The sequence below is a fragment of the Flavobacterium sp. ZE23DGlu08 genome (genome assembly GCF_030505335.1).
Lineage (GTDB): Bacteria > Bacteroidota > Bacteroidia > Flavobacteriales > Flavobacteriaceae > Flavobacterium > Flavobacterium algoritolerans.
The window spans coordinates 2,408,293-2,430,586 of the sequence record NZ_CP130045.1; the positions used below are offsets into that span (position 1 = coordinate 2,408,293).

Genomic DNA, 22,294 nt, shown 5'->3' on the forward strand with positions numbered 1-22,294 from the left:
TAGATATGTATACATTTTCAAGTAAATTAAAAACTTTTTCTTTCATCTTAATGGCTGTAGGTCTTTTAGGAATTGGATATGGTTTTTTAACTGCACCTAAAGATATTCAAGAAGTTGAAAAGCTTCTTGCGGCCGAAAGTCATGGTGGTCATGGTGAAGCTAAACATGAAGGGGCTGCTGCTGAACCTTCCCATGAAGCTGCTGCTACCCATAGTGAAGCTACCGAAGAGAAAAAAATCGAGGAATCTCACGAAGCTGTTGCTCCAACAGGTGATACAACTAAAGTTGCTGAAGAAGCACATGCTGAACCAGTTCACGCTGAAGCAGCTGTTAAAAAAGAAGGTCACGATGTTAGTGAAGAAGCAGAACATACTGAGCATTTGAATCATGTGTTACACCAACTACAAAACAAACCTTGGTCTGCTTTATATGTTGCTTGTATTTTCTTTATGCTTGTTTCTCTTGGGGTTTTAGTTTTTTATGCAATTCAACAAGTAGCTCAGGCTGGATGGTCTCCAGTATTATTTAGAGTTATGCAGGGTATAACATCTTATTTACCAGTTGGTTCTGTTATCTTTTTTGTTATTCTAATATTATGTGGATTACACTTTAATCACATTTTTATATGGTTAGATCCTGAAGTTGTTGCTCATGATAAACTAATAGCTAATAAAACAGGTTATTTAAACTTTCCTTTTTGGATCATTAGAGCGGCTATATTTTTGACAGGTTGGAGTTTATACCAATATTTTTCAAGAAAAAACTGTTTGGCTCAAGATGAATCAAATGACAACTCATTTTACAAGAAAAACTTCAACATATCAGCAATGTTTTTAGTTTTCTTTATAGTATCAGAATCTATAATGTCTTGGGATTGGATAATGTCTATTGACCCGCATTGGTTCAGTACATTATTTGGATGGTATGTATTTGCTAGTTTCTTTGTTAGTGGAATTACTACAATTGCTTTAGTTACTTTATACCTAAAATCTAGAGGATATTTAGAGCATGTAAATACAAGTCATATACACGATTTAGCAAAATTCATGTTTGGATTAAGTGTATTCTGGACATATTTATGGTTCTCACAATTCATGTTGATATGGTATGCAAATATTCCTGAAGAGGTAACATATTTTATCACTAGAATTGAATTGTATAATCTTCCATTCTTTGGTGCTGTAGTAATGAATTTTTTATTCCCTTTATTAATATTAATTAATACAGATTTCAAGAGAATTACTTGGGTACTAGTTATGGCAGGAATTGTAATACTAGCAGGTCATTATATTGATTTCTTTAATATGATTATGCCGGGAACTGTAGGAGACAGATGGTTTATTGGTATACCTGAAATAGCATCCGTTCTTTTCTTCTTAGGATTATTTATTTATGTTGTTTTCACAGCGTTAACTAAAGCTCCTTTGTTAGCAAAAAGAAATCCTTTCATAGAAGAAAGTAAACATTTTCATTATTAATATTTAAAGAAAAAAACAGATGACAAGTTTGTTGGTAATCATAGTTTTAGTTTTATTAGCTGTTGCTTTATGGCAATTGACTAAAATATTCGACCTGACGCAAGTTGGATCTAATTCAGATAGTTCAGAAATAGCTACAGATAACGATAATAACGTTCAAGGTTATTTGATGTTTGGTTTCTTGGCTTTCATTTATATTTTTTCAATTTACGGATTGTTTAAATGGGGACCTCTTGTTCTTCATACGCCAGCTTCTGCACATGGTGGTGAAGTAGATAATTTAATGAATATTACATGGGTTCTTATTTTTATAGTTCAGGCTATAACTCAAGTATTGTTGCATTATTTTGCTTTCAAATACAGAGGAAAAAAAGATCAAAAAGCACTTTATTTTGCGGATAATAATAAGTTAGAAGCTATTTGGAGTGTTATTCCAGCTGTAGTTTTAGCAGGATTGATTCTTTATGGTCTTTTTGCTTGGACAAATATTATGTTTGTTGATGAAGATGAGGATACTATAGTTATTGAATTGTATGCTCAACAGTTCAACTGGAAAGCTAGATATTCAGGTCAAGATAATGTATTAGGGAAAGCGAATGTTAGATTTATTGAAGGAGCAAATGCTGTAGGTGTTGATTTAGCTGATCCATATGCACAAGATGATATTGTTGTAACAGAATTGCATATCCCTAAAGGTAAAAAAATTCTTTTCAAAATGCGTTCTCAAGATGTTTTGCACTCAGCATATATGCCTCACTTTAGAGCACAAATGAACTGTGTCCCTGGTATGGTTACACAATTTGCTTTTGAGCCAATATACACTACTGCAGAGTATAGAGAATTGCCATTTATGGTAGAAAAAGTAGCTAATATAAATGCTTTAAGATCTAAGAAAAGTATAGAGTTAGTTGCTAAAGGTGAAACTGCTTTAGATCCTTACACATTTGATTACTTATTGCTTTGTAATAAAATTTGTGGAGCATCACATTATAACATGCAAATGAAAATTATTGTAGACACACCGGAAGACTATAAAGCATGGTTGAAAGATAAAGCTACAATTGTAAGTGAAGTAAAAGCTGCAATGGCTGAACCTGCTGCTACTGATGGAGCAGCTGGTACAGATTCTACAAAAGCAAAAGATACTGCAGCGGTTGCCGTAACCATGAAATAATTAATAAGAAAAATTTAAAGTAAACATATATGTCAGCAGAAGGTCACGATCACGCAATAGATCACGAACACGAACATCACCATAAAGACACTTTTATTACTAAATATATTTTTAGTATTGACCATAAAATGATTGCCAAACAATACCTAATTACGGGTATCATCATGGGAATTATTGGAGTAGGTATGTCTATGCTATTTAGAATGCAATTAGCATGGCCAGAAGAATCATTTAAAATTTTCAATATTTTACTTGGTGATAAATTTGCTCCAAACGGAGTAATGACAAATGATATTTATTTGGCATTGGTTACTATACACGGAACTATTATGGTATTCTTTGTATTAACCGCCGCTTTAAGTGGTACTTTTAGTAACTTATTGATACCGCTTCAGATTGGTGCACGAGATATGGCTTCAGGTTTTATGAATATGATATCATACTGGTTGTTCTTCTTGTCTAGTATAATCATGGTTAGCTCACTTTTTGTTGAAGCAGGACCAGCATCTTCAGGATGGACAATTTATCCTCCTTTGAGCGCATTGCCACAAGCTATCCCAGGTTCAGGTTTAGGGATGACTTTATGGTTGGTTTCCATGGCTATCTTTATTGCATCTTCATTGATGGGTTCTTTGAATTACGTTGTAACAGTAATTAATTTAAGAACTAAAGGTATGACTATGACTAGATTGCCTCTTACAATTTGGGCTTTCTTTGTAACAGCAATTATTGGTATCGTTTCTTTCCCTGTTCTTTTATCTGCAGCTTTATTGTTGATTTTCGATAGAAGTTTTGGAACTTCATTCTTCTTATCTGATATTTATATTGCTGGAGAAGTATTGCATTATCAAGGTGGTTCACCAGTATTGTTCGAGCACTTATTTTGGTTCTTAGGACACCCTGAAGTTTATATCGTTTTATTACCTGCTTTGGGTATTACTTCGGAAGTTATTGCAACAAATTCACGTAAACCAATTTTTGGTTACAGAGCGATGATTATGTCAATTTTGGCAATTGCTTTCTTATCAACAATTGTTTGGGGACACCACATGTTTATCTCAGGTATGAATCCATTTTTAGGATCTGTATTTACGTTTACGACATTATTGATTGCGATTCCATCTGCAGTAAAAGCGTTTAATTACATCACAACACTTTGGAAAGGTAACTTACAGTTGAATCCGGCTATGTTGTTTTCAATTGGTTTAGTTTCTACATTTATTACAGGTGGTTTGACGGGAATTATTCTTGGAGACAGTACGCTTGATATTAATGTTCATGATACGTACTTTGTTGTAGCTCACTTTCACTTAGTAATGGGTATTTCTGCTCTTTACGGAATGTTTGCTGGTATTTACCACTGGTTCCCAAGAATGTTCGGAAGAATGTTAAACAAGAACCTTGGATATGTACACTTTTGGGTAACTGCAATCTGTGCTTATGGAGTTTTCTTCCCAATGCACTTTATCGGATTAGCTGGTTTACCAAGACGTTACTATACAAACACAAACTTCCCATTATTTGATGATTTACAAAACGTAAACGTTTTAATCACAACATTTGCATTAATTGGTGGAGTTTTTCAATTGGTTTTCTTATATAACTTTTTCGTTAGTATCTTCTACGGTAAAAAATCTGTAATGAATCCTTGGAAATCGAATACATTAGAATGGACAGCACCAGTTGAACACATGCACGGTAACTGGCCAGGTGAAATCCCTCACGTATATCGTTGGCCTTATGACTACAGTAATCCAGCACACGATGTGGATTTTGTACCTCAAAACGTTCCAATGAAAGAAGGTGAAGAAGTTTTACATCACTAAAATATAAAGAAAAGCCTCTGCGAAAGTAGAGGCTTTTTTTGTGGCGTTTATTATTCTTGTTTCTCTTGTCGTACTTTTTGTTCAGATACCTTTTTAATTTTTAGCATTTAAAATTTAAAATTTATAATTCAAAATTGCTTTGCTATCTTTGTTACATGAATGAAAATTTAGACCCAACATCAAACAGTTACAATTCCGAAGAACTTGATCTTGAAAAAAAATTAAGACCGCTTTCTTTTGATGATTTTGCAGGACAAGACCAAATATTAGAAAATCTAAAAGTTTTTGTGCAAGCTGCAAACCAACGAAATGAAGCGCTTGATCACACGCTGTTTCATGGCCCACCGGGTTTAGGAAAAACTACTTTAGCTAATATTCTAGCTAATGAACTTCAAGTAGGAATCAAAATTACATCTGGTCCGGTTTTAGACAAGCCAGGGGATTTAGCTGGTTTATTGACTAATCTTGAAGAAAGAGATGTTTTGTTTATTGATGAAATTCATCGTTTGAGCCCTATAGTGGAAGAATATTTGTACTCTGCTATGGAGGATTTCAAAATTGACATCATGATTGAATCAGGGCCAAATGCAAGAACTGTCCAAATCAATTTAAACCCATTCACATTGATTGGAGCCACCACGCGTTCCGGTTTATTGACGGCTCCTATGAGAGCTCGTTTTGGAATATCTTCCCGTTTACAATATTATACAACTGAGCTATTAACCACAATTGTGGAAAGAAGTGCTACGATATTTAAAATGCCTATATCAATGGAGGCTGCCATTGAAATTGCAGGTAGAAGCAGGGGAACACCTCGTATTGCTAACGCACTGTTGCGCCGAGTGCGTGATTTTGCACAGATAAAAGGAAATGGTACAATTGATATAGAAATTGCACGTTACGCCTTAAAAGCGCTTAATGTTGATGCGCATGGCTTAGATGAAATGGACAATAAAATTTTAACCACAATTATCGATAAATTCAAAGGTGGACCGGTTGGTTTAACTACTTTGGCGACAGCCGTATCCGAAAGCAGCGAAACAATCGAGGAAGTCTATGAGCCGTTTCTGATTCAGGAAGGATTTATCATGCGAACACCGCGGGGTAGGGAAGTTACGGACAAAGCCTACAAGCATTTAGGGAAATTAAATACAAACATTCAAGGAGGTTTATTCTAATTTTTTAGGAGCTATTTCCTGCTATCCGCTATATTCCCGATTAACAAAAACTACGGCTAAAAAAGCCTTGTTTTTCTAAATCGGGTGATGCCGCTGCTATCAGGGCTAGGGAATCCATTTATTAACTTCTATTTTTATAAGCATCAACCACAAGGCTACATATACGCAATTTATCAAATCCGAAGCACAGCGTCTCGGCTTTTTATCTTGTGGAATATCCAAAGCCGGCTTTTTAGAACAAGAAGCACCACGTTTAGAAAACTGGTTAAAGAACAACAGAAATGGTCAAATGTCCTATATGGAAAACCATTTTGACAAGCGTCTAAATCCAACTTTGCTGGTTGATGATGCTAAAAGTGTAGTTTCCTTGCTGCTTAATTATTACCCTGAGCAACTTCAAAATCCAGATTCTTATAAAATTTCAAAATATGCGTACGGGCAGGATTATCATTTTGTAATTAAAGAAAAATTAAAAGAATTTTTATTTTCTATTCAATCAACATTAGGAGAAGTTTCCGGTCGTGCCTTTGTAGACTCTGCTCCAGTACTCGATAAAGCTTGGGCTGCCAAAAGTGGTTTAGGCTGGATAGGCAAAAACAGTAATTTATTGACGCAAAAAGTAGGCTCTTTTTACTTTATTGCAGAACTCATTATCGATTTAGATTTAGAGTATGACAATCCTACAACCGATCATTGTGGCACTTGTACCGCTTGTATTGACGCTTGTCCTACCGAGGCCATAGTTGCGCCTTATGTAGTTGATGGCAGCAAGTGTATCTCTTATTTCACGATTGAATTAAAAGATAATATTCCTCAAGAAATGAAAGGAAAGTTTGCTGATTGGGCTTTTGGATGTGATGTTTGTCAGGATGTTTGTCCTTGGAATAAGTTTTCAAAAGCACATAATGAACCTCTATTTAACCCAAATCCAGAATTACTTTCCATGTCAAAAAAGGATTGGATTGAAATTACCGAAGAAACATTTAAAGCTGTATTTAAAAATTCGCCACTAAAAAGAGCTAAGTTTCAAGGAATAAAAAGAAATATTGATTTTTTAGAATAACAGTATCTTACAATTCAATTTGTTTGAATTTTATAGAAGATTCTCTAACGATAACGTTAGTTTCTAATTCAACAGTTCTTGGCGTAAAAGGAATTCCTTCTTTATGACAATTCATTTCTTCCAGCAATAAGTTAAAAGATTCAATTCCCATTTCATGACTCGGCTGATTGACAGTGCTTAATTTTGGTGTCAATACTTGTGACATAAACCAATTACTAAACCCAATTACGGCTACTTGTTCAGGTACATTGATTTTATTTTCATTGAAATAGGCTAGTGTACCTACTGCAACCAAATCTGTAATTGCAAAAATACCATCGATGTCAGGATGCTCATTAATAATTTGCTTTGCAAAATCTCTCCCTTCTTCAAAAGTTACGGTTTCACAAGTATAGACTAATTTATTGTCAAAAGGAATATTGTTTTTTTCTAACGCTTTTTTGTAACCGATGTATCGGTCTATCGCGTTTTGAGGATTCAATGGGCCACGAATATGTGCGATTTTCTTGCAGCCATTATCAATTAAGTGTTGGACCGCATTAAAGGCTGCTTTTTGGTCGTCAATTACCACTTTTGAGCATTTAGAAAGCTTGGCAATCTTGTCAAACATCACAAAAGGAATATTTCTATTCATTATTTCTTTAATGTGATCGTCATTGTTGGATTCATTAGATAGTGACATAATAATGCCATCTACTCTCTTGTTTATAAGGAGTTCTACTTGTTTTTTTTCTAAAGCCAACGTTTCATTAGACTGTAAAATGATAACGAGATATCCATTTTTTTCGGCTTCATTAATAATGGCATTTACCACATTTGAAAAAAAGTGATGTACTACTTCAGGGATAATTAAACCAATTGTTTTTGATTCTTTTGTTCTTAAATTTACAGCAAAACTATTAGGGGTATAATGTAGTTTTTGAGCAAGTTCAATTACCGCATTTTTAGTTTTTTCACTAACATCCGGATAGTTTTTCAGCGCTTTTGAAACAGTGGTTATTGAAATTCCCAGTTTTGTTGCAATTTCTTTAAGAGTAATATCTTTCATGAATCGAATTTCTACGTATTTAATTTTAGGAAAATATTTTTAGAAATGACTTTATTTTAAGTCTCCATGTGTTTAGTTTATGCCTATAAAAACTGACTCTAACTTAAAATATTCTTTACCAAGATATTAATTTTTATCTTATTTCTAGTTTTTTTATCAAAATAAACAAATTAATATTGATTCGTTAAATTAGATAAACATGGGTTGATTGTTTATTGAAGGATTCAATTTTTTTATGTAGATTCTCTTTCAATTATGTTAGTTTCTAATTCAATTGACTGAAAAAGAACTGGTAAATTATTCTTTTTTAGATTGATTTCATCAAATAAAATCGACGCAGACTTTCTTCCAATTTCAAAACCGGGTTGGTCGATTGTTGAAAGTTTTGGTGATATAACGCTTGACATGAACCAATTACTGAAACCTAAAACTGCAATTCGTTGCGGAATAGAAATCCCTGTTTCATTGAAGTATTTAATGATTCCAATGGCGACTAAATCAGTAACGGCAAAAATTGCATCAATTTCGGGATGTTCATCAATCACTTTTTTAGCATTTTCATAACCGTCTTCAAAATCTGTGTTGTTGTCACATACAAAAACAAGTGAGGAATCATAAGGAATACCGTTGTCTTCGAGTGCTTTTTTGTATCCTAAAAAGCGATCAATAGCATTTTGGGGTAAATAAGAACCTCTAAAATGAGCTATTTTTTTGTACCCTTTTTTTATAAGAAAGCTAACAGCATCATAGGCCGCTTTTTTATCATTAATAGTTACTTTTGAGCATTTAACAAGTTTTGCAATTTTATCAAAAAGTACCAGTGGGGTATTGTGAGAAATAATCGATTTTAAATGTTCAAAATCCCCAGTTTCATTGGACAAGGACATTAAAATTCCGTCGACTCTTTTATTTAATAGTAGATCGATTTGTTTTTTTTCAAACTCTAATTTTTCATTAGATTGTAAAATAATAACCAAGTAATCCCTCTTCTCAGCTTCTTCAAGAATTCCTTTAATCACATTTGAAAAAAAATCATGAACAAGCGTAGGGATTATCAATCCTATGGTCTTTGATTCTTTTGTTCTAAGGTTTACGGCAAAACTGTTTGGAGTATAATGCAGTTTTTGAGCAAGTTCAATTACCGCTTTTTTTGTTTTTTCACTTACGTCTGAGTATCCTTTTAATGACTTTGAAACAGTTGTTATAGAAATCCCTAATTGTGCGGCAATTTCTTTGAGAGTGGGATTATTCATAGTTCAATACTCTATTTGTAAAAGCCAAAAAAACTGCTTCTTGAAAACGAATTTACAATTTATTTGTTGTAAATCAATTTTCAAAAAACAGTTTGTTAATTATAGACTGTTTTGAAGTGTTTAATTTTTATTTGAGTTCAATTATTACCGCTTCAAATGGACGTAAAATATTCTTTTTTAAATTTTTAGTCCCCGTATAATTGTCTAAAATAATTTTAGATTTACTAGTAGAAACCCCTATGTTAAAAGCAGATTTTTTCTCGGAAAAATTCAATAAAACCAATATTTTTTTACCTTCTAACTCTCTAATATATGCAAATACATTAGGGTTTTCTCTGTCTAGCAGAGTATATTTTCCATATACAAAAGCAGGTTCCTTTTTGTGTAATTGTACTAATGTTCTAAAATAGTTTAAGGTTGAATTTGGGTCTTTTTCTTGTGCTTCGGCATTTATTATCGTATAATTTGGATTTACTTTCAACCAAGGTTTTCCGGTTGTAAATCCGGCGTTTTTAGTTGTATCCCATTGAAAAGGTGTTCTTCCATTTTCCCTTGAAGTTTGTTTTTGGCCTTCTAAAAAAGCTTTCAAATCGCCTCCTTTATTTTTTAATCCAATGTATTTATTTCGGGTATCCACATCGTGATAATCTTCTATAGAATCAAAGCGAATGTTAGTCATTCCTAATTCGTCACCATAATAATAATAGGGAGTTCCGCGCATGGTCATTACAAATGTAGAAAGCATCTTTGAAGAGATTTCTCTGAATTCAGGAGTGTCATTGCCAAATTTACTTGCCATTCTGGGTTGGTCGTGATTGGCCAGGAAAATCGAAAGCCAACCTTTATCTTTAAAGGTTTCATCATACCTTGAAAAAATATCTTTGTATTTAACAAGACCAAAATCATTGATATGCTTACCAATGTCAACGCTTTCAAAATGATAGGCCATGTTTAATTCTTTTCGGTCTGGATCTACAAACAGCATTGCGTCTTCGGGAGTACTTCCGGCACCTTCGGCAACGGTCATAATATCATATTTACTAAAAACTTCGCGGTTCATTTCCTGTAAATAATCATGTAGATGCGGGCCAACTCCGTAGTATTTTATGATGTTTTTCTCATATCCTTTTGGTAATTCTGGCCATGTAGTATCTTTTGAAGCAAACTGAAAAGCATCCATTCTAAAACCATCAATCCCTTTGTCTAACCAAAAACGCATCATTTCATATATTTCTTGTCTTAGCTTTGGATTTTCCCAATTTAAATCGGGCTGCTTTTGGGAAAAATAATGCAAATAATAGGCGTCAGTTTGTGCGTCATATTTCCAGGCATCGCTATTCACATCAAAAAAACTCCATCGGTAAGGTGGTTTTCCTTTTTCGGCTGGCCACCAATGGTAGTAATCGCGGTATTTATTGTCTCTTGAACTTCTGGATTGTTTGAACCATTCGTGCTCATCGCTGCTATGATTTACCACTAAATCCATGATGAGTTTGATTCCGCGTTCATGCATCCCTTTTAGCAAAAGATCAAAGTCTTCCATAGTCCCAAAATCTGTCATGATTTGTCTATAGTCACTGATGTCATAGCCATTATCATCATTTGGAGAAGTATAAATCGGATTAAGCCAAACCGCATCGATTCCTAGGCTTTTTATATAATCTAATTTTGAAATGATTCCTTTTAAATCTCCAACTCCATCGCCGTCACTGTCTTTGAAGCTTCTAGGATATACTTGGTACACAACAGCTTCTTTCCACCATTTTGCATCATTTTTTTGACTTGTTTTTACAAACTTGTTTTGAGCTGATGTGCTCTCAGCAGAAAATAGTGTAAGAGCAGAAAACAAGCATAATGAGAGAATAGGTTTCATAGCTGTTTGTGTTAATAGTTTTTTTACTGTATTTGTTTGTAAGTATTTTGATGCCAGCACTGTGTGATTTGTTGATTTTATATTGGACTCATAAAAGCATTGATTTCTTTACTGGAAATTTTTGGATTTGCGCCTTCGTTTTTTGCTACAATCGCGCCTAAAGCACAAGCAAAATCAATCGCTTCTTGGGGATTCACATTATTTAATAGTTTAGAAATTAATCCAGCTAAAAAGGAATCTCCTGAGCCTACAGTATCAACAACATCAATTTTATAGCCACTATTGTAATACATTTTTCCATTATAATACAAAACTGCGCCATGACTTCCTTTGGTTACACAAATGTGTTTTGTGTTTGTTTGTTCAGCAATAAAAAGTATGTTTTGTTCCAATGAATGATAGGGGGAATTCATAAAAGCACTTATTTCATACAATTCATCATCATTGAATTTTATAAAATCAGACTGCATCATTAAATTAATCAGGATTTCCTTGGTGTAAAAAGGAGCACGCAAATTAACATCGAAAACAGCGTATTTTGCATAGTTTATTATTTCTAAAAGTGAACTTTGTGAGACGGAATCTCTACATACAAGACTCCCAAAAACAAGTGCGTCCGCTTTTTTGACCATGATTTCGTCTTCCGGAATACAAACAATTTTATCCCAAGCAACCGGGTAATTTATGGTGTATGAAGCAGAACCCTTTTCATTTAATTTTACAATTACTTCTCCAGTGTGAAAAATTTCATCAACTTGAATCGAAGTAGTATCCACGCCATTTGCCCGAACATAGTCTACTAATTCTTGGCCTATTGCATCTTTGCCAATTCGGCTGATTATATGCGTATTCACTCCAAGTGATGCTAGTCGTAATGCGACATTCAATGGTGCGCCGCCAATTTTTCTGTGTGTTGGAAAAACATCAAATAATACTTCTCCAAAACAAACGATGCTGAGTTTTTCTTTGAAATTATTCATTATTAACCATTTTGTGTTCTAATTCTTCTAACGATAAACCTTTGGTTTCGGGCATCATAAACAATACAAAAACCAATTGTAAGACCATCATAAAAGCAAAAAATGCAAAGATTGGCCAAGGATTTATTTTGAATAAGTCAATGACTACTGGTCCGGCCAAAGTAATTAATGCAGCAAAAATCCAGTGAATTCCTGTCCCAAAAGATTGTCCGTTAGCTCTAACATTATTTGGAAATATTTCTGAAATGAATACCCAAATTACAGCACCCTGTCCAATAGCATGAGAAGCTATAAATAACATGATTGATGACATCAAAATGATAGGACCCAGATTATTGTAAAAGGCAAGAGCAACCATGCCTAAACTTATAATGTAACCTAAAGAGCCTATAATCATAAGTTGTTTTCGTCCTAAAACATCTATTAATCGCATTCCGGCAATGGTAAAAATTAAATTTGTTACTCCAATTAAGATGGAGTTCATCAAGGATTCCTTTGAACCTAATCCTGCCATTTCCAATATTTCTGGGGCATAGTACAGAATAAAATTAATTCCTGATAGTTGATTGAAAAAAGCCAGTAAAAAAGCTAAAATGATAGGCAGTTTGTATTTTTTTGAAAAGATAGATTCTTTTACAGAAGTCTCATTTAAATCTTTTTTGATTTCATGAAAACTTTCTAAAGCCTCTTCTTTACTGTAAATCATTTCAAGGACTTTTATCCCTGCTGCGTCATCTCTTTTTTTCAAGATTAACCAACGTGGACTGTCCGGAATTTGTAAAACGATTATACTGTAAATAAATGCAGGAAGCGCAACAATACCAATCATCCAGCGCCAGTCATTTTCTCCTCCAACACCTTCGAATAAATAATTAGAAAAGAAAGCAATCAAGATACCGAATACAATATTAAATTGAAATAAGGTTCCTAATTTACCTCTGTTTTGTGGAGTGGAAATTTCTGAAATGTAAATAGGAGCTGCCACGGATGAGGCTCCAACACCAATACCGCCAATGAAACGGAAAAATGAAAACGTGTAAGGATCTTGTGCAAATGCCGAACCTAATGCCGATACTAAAAATAGAATCCCAATCCAGAATAATGTTTTCTTTCGACCCCATTTATCACATGGAATTCCTCCTAATAATGAGCCTAATACGGTTCCCCATAAAGCCATTGACATGATAAAAATTCCGTGAAATAATGGAGTGGTGTGCCATAATTCTTTGATGGGTAAATTGGCGCCAGATATTACAACGGTATCAAAGCCAAATAAAAATCCCGCAACAGCTACAGTAAGGGACCAGTTTCGAACGTTATTCATTTTTTATAATTTATGGTTAATAGTTTTGGTTTTATAAATAATTTGTATGGCTACCAGATTCCTTTGATTCTATGGACAGTAAGGTTTTTAATTTCTTGCTTTTCATCGGATTGGATGCTCAGTTTTGTATACGGTTTGTTCGGGAAAATTTGTTCAGTAAAGCTATATACTCCTTCATTTAGGAAAATTTCTATAGAGGACCAATCTAGAATAATTTGGTAGTCAATGGTTTCCGAAATGATACTTGGCGTTGCAGTTTTATGGATTTCTTTTCCAAAGTTTTCTTCGAAATTTACTATTCCGGAATGGCGTCTGTCTATCGAAAAGGTTTTTTGTGCAGCATCATAATTCAAAACCAAAGAATCATTTACTTCGTTAGAAAAAATCAGTTTTAAATTTTTTGAAGCGGCTTTAAATTTTATTTCAGATTGGTTGAAATTATCATAAGTAAAATTGATTTTTTGCTGTGGTTTAATAAGCATCAAATCTTTTGAAAACTCTGAAACCAACTGTTTTTTGAACGGCTCAACAGGGCTATTTTTTAGAACATAACTATTGTTTATTTTTACCAAAGAAAGCTCTCGAGGCAGTGTCATGGCGCTTCTCCAGTTTTTTGTGGGTGTATTTCTGGCATATAGCCAATTGCTCATCCAGCCTAAAAATATTCTCTTGTTATCTGGAGTATTGTTATAAGTAACTCCTGCATAATTATCGGTGCCGTTGTCAATCCATTTAATGTCTTTTTGGGTAGTTTTAAAACTTTTTCCATCATAATCACCTACAAAATATTGTGTTCCGGAACCACCATTAGGTGCGCCAGGATTGATACTGATGAGTAAAACCCATTTTTCTTCTTTAGAACTGGCAACTTTTAATTTGAAAATATCTGGGCATTCCCAAACACCGCCATGAGCACCTATTTTTTTACCAAATTCACTTTCGAATTTCCAATTAATTAAATTTTCTGAAGTGTAAAATTGAGCATGATCTCCGGCTACTAATACCATATTCCAAAGATTAGTTTCGCTGTTCCAAAAAACTTTTGGGTCCCTGAAATCCTTTAAAACAGAATTTTTGACAATAGGATTTTTTTCATATTTCAACCAAGTTTCGCCTTCATCTAGACTATAAGCTAATCCTTGCGTTTGATAATCCGTTCTGCCCGCTTTTTCGCCTGCCATGTCGTGATAGGTGAAAATCGCAATCATCGGTGGGTTTTCTTTAGTTCCTAAACCGGAGGTATTATTTAGATCCACCACTGCACTTCCTGAAAATATCATACCTAGTTTATCAGGAAATAAAGCAATTTTTTTGTGGGTCCAATGAATTAAATCGGTACTTGTGGCATGTCCCCAATGCATCGGTCCCCAAACAATATCATCTGGGTAATATTGATAAAATAAATGATAAATACCTTTATAGTACACCATACCGTTTGGGTCATTCATCCATTTTTTTTCTGGAGAAAAATGAAATTGTGGTCTAAACGGTTCTTTGTATTTCTCTGAAGAATCAATTTTTATTTTTTCAGAAGAGGTTATGGCAATAATTGCATTGCTTTCTTCTTTTTTACAAGAAAACAAGAATAATGTGCTGCCAAATAAGAAGAAAATCGATGCGATGTTATTTGCGAACTTCATTAAAAAAAGAATTTATTATTATATTATCTTCATAAAAATAGAATTCTATTTTTTAATTATTCAAAATAGTCTAATTAAAAACGTTTTCGATATGTCGAAAACGTTTTCGATTTGGATTCAATGTACTATATGGAACTATTCAATTTTTTAAGAAATAAATTATATAAGTTTGAAAATATTATTAAAAAATATAAATATGATTTCAACATTTAAGAGTCTAGTCTTCCTGCTTTTAACAGGTCCAATTGTTTTTGGACAAACTAAATCAGACGAATGGCATTTACAGGCAAATTCCAGAGAAAATTATTTTGGCGTAGCCATGGCAAATGGACAAATAGGAATTGTTACGGATGATACTCCTTTAAAAACAAAAGAAATTATTCTGAACGGAGTTTATGATGGTAGTCCTGAAAATGGAATTAGCAGAATTGTACGAGGAATTGAGTTTTTGAATCTGCATTTGAATATAAACAATCAAGAAATCAAATCAGATAATATTGATAATTGGAGTCAAGTAGTTTCTATGAAAGAAGGGACAAGTACCACTTCATTTTCATTTAAAGATTTAGCAACTATCAATTATACGATTTTGGCTAATAGAGCTGTTCCTTTTTCAGCAATGGCAATTGTCGAAATTACTCCAATTAAGGATATCGAAATTACCGCTAATAATTATATGGTGGTTCCTGATGAATTGAAAGGGGCTAAAAGTCAGTTTCGTGTTTTAAAAGACAATCAATATTTAATGCCAGTTTTTGGTACCGTCGCTAAAACGCTTACGGGGAAATATACGGTTGCGGCCTCAACAACATTTCTTTTTGACGGACAAGGTGAAACCTTAAAACAAACCAGAAATGAAGTTGGCTTTACTAAAAAATTAATGAAGGGTAAAAAATACCGTTTTGCAGTTGCAGGTGGAATTTGCACTTCAAAAGATGTTACTGATCCTTTGAATGAATCCGAAAGACAGCCAATATATGCTTTACAGGAAGGAATTGATAAATTATTGAACCGTCACAAACAAGCTTGGGCTGAATTATGGAATACCGGTGATGTTCAAATTGAAGGAGATCTTGATGCGCAACAACGGGTACGTTTTGCGTTGTACAACTTGTATTCATATATACGCCCGGAAACGAGGCAAAGTGTAGCTCCAATGGGATTATCATCGCAGGGATATAATGGTCATATTTTTTGGGACACGGAACTTTGGATGTATCCAACACTATTGGCTTTACAACCTGATATGGCAAAATCATGTTTAGATTATCGTTCAGACCGTTTGCAAAAAGCAAAACAAAAAGCTTTTATCTATGGATATAAAGGAGCAATGTATCCTTGGGAATCTGATGATACAGGAGAAGAAGCAACTCCAACTTGGGCATTGACAGGGATTTTTGAGCAACACATCACGGCGGATGTTTCGATTGCATTTTGGAATTACTACAGTTATACACAAGATAAATCTTGGTTGAGAAAAGAATGGGCGGTTCTGAAAGAAACAGCAGATTTTTGGGTAAGCCGTGTAGTTAAAAATCAAGATGAAAGTTATTCTATTTTAAATGTAGTTGGTGCCGATGAATATGCCCAACACGTAGATGATAATGCCTTTACAAATGCATCAGCTATTGAGTCTTTGAAAAACACGATTAAAGCGGCAACAATTTTGAATGAGCCAATCAATCCAAAATGGGCGGCAGTATCAGAGAAATTACTTATTCATAGAGAGAATGGGATTACTCAAAATTATAAAGGATATCAAGGACAAATGATAAAACAAGCCGATGTGAATTTGTTAGCGTATCCTTTACATATAATTACAGACAAAGCCCAAATTGAAAAAGATTTGGAATACTATGCAGAGAAAATAGATAAAAAAGATGGTCCAGCGATGGCTTCCGGAGTTTTATCTGTTTTGTATTCACGATTAGGAGACAGAGAAAAAGCGTATAGTTATTTTGTAAAATCCTATTTGCCAAATAGCCGTCCGCCTTTTGGAGTGTTTTCGGAATCTGCAAATAGTAACAATCCATATTTTGCCACGGGAGCAGGAGCAATGCTTCAAGCCGTTATTTATGGTTTTGGCGGAGTGGAACAAACGGATATGGGATTGAAATACAATAAAGGATTGTTACCCAAACAATGGAAATCGTTAAAGATTATTGGTATTGGAGTTGACAATAAAACAATTGTTATCAAATAATTAAGTTAAAGTTTTTTTTGCCACGAATACATGATTCAATCTGTTTGTAATGGATTTAATTACTGTATTCGTGGCTTTTTTATTTCTATTTTTTTTAGGGATTTAATCAAGTAATGTTCTTAAACTCTAAACGTATTTATCTAATGAATTTTATGTGTTTTTGTTACATTACTATTTTTTTAGGGTTATGAAATGGGAAATAAAGCATATGTGGTTTTTTTAGCCAAATGTTTTGAGGTATATTTATTTAACCAAATTCAGATTGTTGATTTATAGCAAAAAATGACATTGCTTTAAATAATTCGCAATGTTCTTTCTTAATAGACGTTTTTTTTGATTAAAACGCAATGATTTTTCGATGTAAAAGCGAAAATAATACAAGAATGATTTTTTTAGTACCTTTTTTTTATGTTTATTATAATTTTAGTATTAATTTTTTAAAGGATTAATTTTAAAATCGAAAACGTTTTCGGCACAACGAAAACGTTATAGTTTAGTAAAATCTTAATATTATCATAAATTTATAATTATGTTTGAACTTAATATTTAAAACAAACCATTAAAACAAATTATTAACCAACTTATTTATTACGTATGAAAAATAGTCTAATTAAAGGCTTGATGGTGTTTCTAACGATGCTATGTACAAGTTTGACATATTCGCAAGATGTGTCTGGAACTGTATCTGATGCTAGCGGTCCGCTTCCAGGGGCTTCTATCTTAGTAAAAGGAACAACAAATGGAGCGCAAACTGATTTCGATGGAAAATTTACTATCAAGAATGTTGGCTCAAACGCAGTTTTAGTTTTTAGTTACATTGGTCTTAAAACTCAAGAGGTAAATGTAGCAGGAAAAAGCACAGTTAATGTAGTGTTAAAAGAAGACTCAGCTGAATTAAAAGAAGTTGTAGTTATAGGCTACGGTTCAGTTAGAAAGAAAGATGCAACTGGTGCAGTTGATCAAATTGGTGCAAAAGATTTTGATAATGTATCTTCTCCTTCGCCTGCTCAATTATTGAGAGGTAAAGTTGCAGGTGTTCAAGTTACACAATCTAGTGGTGAGCCAGGTGCTGGTGTTGCTATTAGAGTTCGTGGTAACTCATCTATTCGTTCAGGAAACGGACCATTAATCGTTATTGATGGTGTGCCTTTGGATGGTGGAAATGTTTCTGGTGGAGGAGCTGATTTATTAGGAACTTCATCTGCAAGAAACCCATTAAACTTTATCAATCAAAATGATATCGAAAGTATGTCTGTGTTGAAAGATGCTTCATCTACGGCTATCTATGGTTCTCGTGGAGCTAATGGTGTTATTGTGATTACTACTAAAAAAGGTAAATCTAAAGAACCACAATTAACATATAGTACTTCATTTCAATTTAGTAAATTGTCAGGTAAACTGGATGTAATGACTGGTGATCAATTTGCAGAAGCAGGTGGAGATGATAAAGGATCAAGATCTTACAACTGGAAAGATGCAGTTTTAAGAAGTGGATTCTCAATGAATCATGATTTATCTTTTAGTAAGACTACAGAAAATTCTAATACAAGAATATCTTTTGGAGCTTCTAATACAGATGGAATTGTTAAAAACACAGGTTTAGACAAATACAGCGCATCATTTTATAACTCTAACGACTTTTTTGGAGGAGCTGTAAAAGTAGAGTCAAGAATTATTTATGCTTCATTGAAAGATCAAGCGACTCTTTTGTCTAATAATGCAGGTTTTATTGGTAACGTAATTGGTACTGCTTTATATTGGAACCCAACTTTGCCAATTTATAATGCTAATGGTTCATACAATGTAGTAGGAGATGATTATTTAAATCCAGTACAATTATTAAATTCATATACAGATTATACGAATACTAATAAATTATTAGGAAGTATCAATACTACATGGAAAATCAATAGTAAATTGAAATATCAATTCTTATTTGGTGTTGAGAGTTCTACTTCTAGCAGAAAAAGCCAGTTGTTGCCAACTATGGAAATTTCAGGAGCGGCATTTCAAGCAACAGTTCCTGGTTCAAGCGAAGTTAAATTTGGTACAGCTTTTATCAATAATCAAAATAAGTTTAATAAAACGTTTGAACATACGTTGAATTATAATAATGATTTTGGTGATAACTTTAATTTAGACGCGTTAGTTGGTTATTCTTATTATGATTATACTGCCGATGGAAATTTTGCAAGTGGTAAAGGATATGATGTTAACCAAACTAATTTGATTGATAACATTGAAGGAGGTCTTCAAAATGAGTACAGAGTATCTTCTTATAGAAACAGAGTGGAATTACAATCTTATTTTGGTAGAGTAAATGCTACTTTATTTAAAAAATTGATTCTTACTGCTACATTGAGATCTGATGGATCAACAAAATTAGGAATTAATAACAAATACGATTATTTTCCTTCTGCAGGTATAGCTTACAAAGTTATAGAAGATAAAGAAGGTTTGTTGAATAGCTTCAAAATTAGAGGGAATTATGGTATCACAGGAAACCAGGAATTTGCGCCAAACTCTGCAATTGCTAGAGCTTCTTATGGTAACAATGGTAATTTAAATGTTGATACAAACTCTAACGCTGATTTGAAATGGGAAACTACTAAATCATATGGTGTAGGAGCTGATTTTGAATTGATCAATAATAGATTAACAGGTTCGTTAGATTATTTCCAAAGAGATACTAAGGATTTAATTTTCCCGGTACCGGCAGCTGCAACTCAGCCTGGACCACCATCTCCACGTTTTAAAAACTTACCTGGAAACTTAATCAATAAAGGTGTTGAGGTATCTTTGAACTATAAAGTAATTGACACTGAAGATTTAACTTGGGATGTTTCAGGGAATGCATCATTCTTAAGTAATGAAGTTAAAAACTTCGCTGGTTTTATCTCTACTGGTGGATTGAATGGTCAAGGGTTAACAGATGCTTATGCTCAGGTAATTACAAACAATCAACCAGCATATACTTATTATTTGTATGAGTGGAGAGGATATGATGCAACAGGTAATTCAATTTATGCTGATGCAGCAGGTAATGATACAGGTTTAGGAACTGCAGCTAAAAAATTATTGGACAAACAACCTTTGCCAAAAATTAATGTTGGTTTTACTACTAATGTAGCTTACAAAGGATTTGATGCAAGTGCTTCTTTCTATGGTGCTTTTGGTCACTACATTTATAATAACACAACAAATGCTTATTTCTTTAAAGGAGCTTTCCTAGGAGGTAGAAATACAACTTTAGAAGCTGCAACTTCTCCTCAAGCACAAGGAGATCCGAACTCTCCATCTACTAAGTATTTAGAAAAAGGAGATTTCTTGAGAATGGGTAATCTAACGTTTGGTTATACTGTAAATTCTTTAGAAAGATTTAGAATTAAATCGGCTCGTTTCTTTGTAAATGCATCTAATTTATTTATTATTACTAGTTATTCAGGATCTGACCCAGAGGTTGATACTGATAAATCATTAAACGGAGTGCCTTCGGCGGGGATGGAGTATTTATCTTATCCTAGAGATAAAAGTGTATCAGTTGGACTTAACGTAACATTTTAATTAAAAAAACAATGAAAAGAATAAATATTATAAAAAGCATCTTGTTTACTAGTACTATTATTCTAGGAGTAAGTTGTACTAATCTAGATGAGGAAGTATTAGATGGTGTAGTCATTAGCAGTACTGGAGGTTCAACAGTTAATTCTGCTTCATTATTGGTTAGTGCTTATGAAGGATTAAGAGGTTTTCAAGATCAAGATAAAATGTTTGCCTTAGATGAAATGTCTACGGATGCATTAGTTGGACCTACAAGAGGTGGTGACTGGGATGATAATGCTAAATGGAGACAATTACATACGCATACTTGGGCACCAGATAATATTGAGATTAGAAATGCTTGGAACTCATTATTGTCACAAGTTTACAATTGTAACTTGGTTATAGAAAATGGTACTGCTACGCAAATATCTCAAGCTCGTTTTTTGAGAGCGTTTTACTATTATAATGTAATTGATTTATATGGTCAGGCACCTTACAGAGAAGCTGGTAGCTCTCTGGAAGCAGATCCTAAAGTTTGGACAAGACAAGAAGCTACAGCTTTTGTTATTAGCGAACTTGAAGCAATTATAGGAAGCTTGCCTGCTCGTGTTGCTGGCGATGCCAGTATTGTTAATGTAGATGCAGCTCACTTTTTATTGGCTAAATTATACTTGAACAAAGGGGTTTTTAATGCTGCTGATGCTGCAGGACCTTATACTTTTGATCCTGCTGATATGACTAAAGTTGTAACTCATGTAGATGCAATTAATAGTTCTTTAGCAACTGATTATTGGGATAATTTCAAACCAACAAATAATACATCTCCAGAAATTCTTTTCTCTTCTAAAAATATTAGAGGTGGTCAAGGTGGAGGTATTCAATCAAGATGGAGAATGGGTATGCATTACCAACAGACACCTGATGGTTGGAATGGTTTTGCAACTGTAGCTGAATACTACAATAAGTTTAATCCTAATGATAGACGTATTAAAAATTCAGATCAATATATTATTGACGCTTTTGGTAATAATGTTGGATTTCAAGTAGGTCAAATGAAAAATGGTAAAAACCGTGATGAATTTGGTAGAGATAAAGATGCGAGTGGAGCATTATACACTAACATACCAGCTGGTACTGTAAATTTAAAGGATAGAAAAGGTAATCCTTTAGTGTTTACTGCAGCCTTGACATTGATTACTGGAGGTGCTACACTTGAAACTGCAGGGATCAGAAGTCAAAAATACATTCCGGATGAAGCTAATGTTGGTACTCCTGAAAATGATTATGCGTTGATGCGTTATTCAGATGCGTTATTGATGAAAGCAGAAGCAATTCTAAGAGGTGGTACTGGAGTTAATGACTTAACAAAATTTGCTCAATTAGTATCTAGAACTAATGTAGCAGGTACAGTTCCAACTACTTTAGATGCTATATACACAGAAAGAGGTAAAGAGTTATGGTATGAAGGATGGAGAAGAAATGATATGATTCGTTTTGGAAAATTCTTGGAAGCTAGAGAGTTGAAACCTTATGTGTCTGATAATAGATATGTGTTATTCCCAATTCCAGCGGATGCTTTATTCAATGCAAATTTGAAACAAAATCCAGGTTACTAAAAAAATGTTTACAATTAATTATTTTTTGAGTTAGTTATAAAGAGGGTATTTATTACCCTCTTTATTTTATATCTATTTTATTCTTTTTTATTATC

Annotated in this window: 14 protein-coding genes; 8 read left to right on the forward strand and 6 right to left on the reverse strand. The window is 33.6% G+C overall.

What is annotated here, in order from left to right; all coding sequences use genetic code 11:
- Positions 1–5 precede the first annotated feature (5 nt).
- The 5 genes from Q1W72_RS10495 to queG all read left to right on the forward strand — a co-directional run bounded on the left by Q1W72_RS10495 (position 6) and on the right by queG (position 6,719).
- Complete coding sequence (locus Q1W72_RS10495) at positions 6–1,478, forward strand: quinol:cytochrome C oxidoreductase (protein ID WP_302135139.1); 1,473 nt, start codon at positions 6–8, stop codon at positions 1,476–1,478.
- Between the two features lie 19 nt (positions 1,479–1,497).
- Entirely contained in the window at positions 1,498–2,652 is a 1,155-nt protein-coding gene (locus Q1W72_RS10500) for a cytochrome c oxidase subunit II (RefSeq protein WP_099714292.1), read from the forward strand.
- Positions 2,653–2,681: 29 nt separating this feature from the next.
- Positions 2,682–4,478: a cbb3-type cytochrome c oxidase subunit I gene (locus tag Q1W72_RS10505; protein ID WP_099714293.1), complete on the forward strand. Its 1,797-nt coding sequence runs from the start codon at positions 2,682–2,684 to the stop codon at positions 4,476–4,478.
- Positions 4,479–4,633: 155 nt separating this feature from the next.
- Positions 4,634–5,656, forward strand: coding sequence for a Holliday junction branch migration DNA helicase RuvB (gene ruvB, locus Q1W72_RS10510; RefSeq protein ID WP_099714294.1), 1,023 nt, complete (start codon positions 4,634–4,636; stop codon positions 5,654–5,656).
- 142 nt (positions 5,657–5,798) lie between these two features.
- Positions 5,799–6,719 (forward strand): tRNA epoxyqueuosine(34) reductase QueG, encoded by a 921-nt coding sequence (gene queG, locus Q1W72_RS10515; RefSeq protein ID WP_099714295.1) that lies wholly within the window; start codon positions 5,799–5,801, stop codon positions 6,717–6,719.
- 7 nt (positions 6,720–6,726) lie between these two features.
- Here queG and Q1W72_RS10520 read toward each other — a convergent pair whose 3' ends face one another.
- From Q1W72_RS10520 to Q1W72_RS10545, 6 genes are all read right to left on the reverse strand, one after another.
- A complete protein-coding gene (locus tag Q1W72_RS10520) occupies positions 6,727–7,767 on the reverse strand; it encodes a LacI family DNA-binding transcriptional regulator (protein ID WP_099714296.1) in 1,041 nt (346 codons plus the stop codon).
- Between the two features lie 233 nt (positions 7,768–8,000).
- Positions 8,001–9,020 carry a LacI family DNA-binding transcriptional regulator gene (locus Q1W72_RS10525; RefSeq protein WP_099714297.1) on the reverse strand — a complete coding sequence of 340 codons (1,020 nt, stop codon included), beginning with the start codon at positions 9,018–9,020 and terminating at the stop codon, positions 8,001–8,003.
- Positions 9,021–9,147: 127 nt separating this feature from the next.
- Positions 9,148–10,893: an alpha-glucosidase gene (locus tag Q1W72_RS10530; protein ID WP_302135142.1), complete on the reverse strand. Its 1,746-nt coding sequence runs from the start codon at positions 10,891–10,893 to the stop codon at positions 9,148–9,150.
- 77 nt (positions 10,894–10,970) lie between these two features.
- Positions 10,971–11,873, reverse strand: coding sequence for a carbohydrate kinase (locus Q1W72_RS10535; protein ID WP_099714298.1), 903 nt, complete (start codon positions 11,871–11,873; stop codon positions 10,971–10,973).
- Positions 11,866–13,197 (reverse strand): sugar porter family MFS transporter, encoded by a 1,332-nt coding sequence (locus Q1W72_RS10540; RefSeq protein ID WP_099714299.1) that lies wholly within the window; start codon positions 13,195–13,197, stop codon positions 11,866–11,868. Before Q1W72_RS10540 ends, Q1W72_RS10535 begins: the two co-directional genes overlap by 8 nt.
- Positions 13,198–13,247: 50 nt before the next feature.
- A complete protein-coding gene (locus Q1W72_RS10545; RefSeq protein WP_099714300.1) occupies positions 13,248–14,837 on the reverse strand; it encodes a glycoside hydrolase family 32 protein in 1,590 nt (529 codons plus the stop codon).
- Between the two features lie 196 nt (positions 14,838–15,033).
- On the opposite strand from Q1W72_RS10545, the gene Q1W72_RS10550 reads away from it, so the two are divergent.
- The 3 genes from Q1W72_RS10550 (at position 15,034) to Q1W72_RS10560 (ending at position 22,199) form a co-directional block, all read left to right on the forward strand.
- The gene (locus Q1W72_RS10550) at positions 15,034–17,040 is read left to right on the forward strand and encodes a glycoside hydrolase family 65 protein (RefSeq protein WP_099714301.1); all 2,007 of its coding nucleotides are present in this window, start codon (positions 15,034–15,036) and stop codon (positions 17,038–17,040) included.
- Between the two features lie 594 nt (positions 17,041–17,634).
- Complete coding sequence (locus Q1W72_RS10555; protein ID WP_233206861.1) at positions 17,635–20,604, forward strand: SusC/RagA family TonB-linked outer membrane protein; 2,970 nt, start codon at positions 17,635–17,637, stop codon at positions 20,602–20,604.
- Positions 20,605–20,615: 11 nt separating this feature from the next.
- Complete coding sequence (locus Q1W72_RS10560; RefSeq protein WP_099714303.1) at positions 20,616–22,199, forward strand: RagB/SusD family nutrient uptake outer membrane protein; 1,584 nt, start codon at positions 20,616–20,618, stop codon at positions 22,197–22,199.
- The last annotated feature ends 95 nt before the right edge of the window (positions 22,200–22,294 follow it).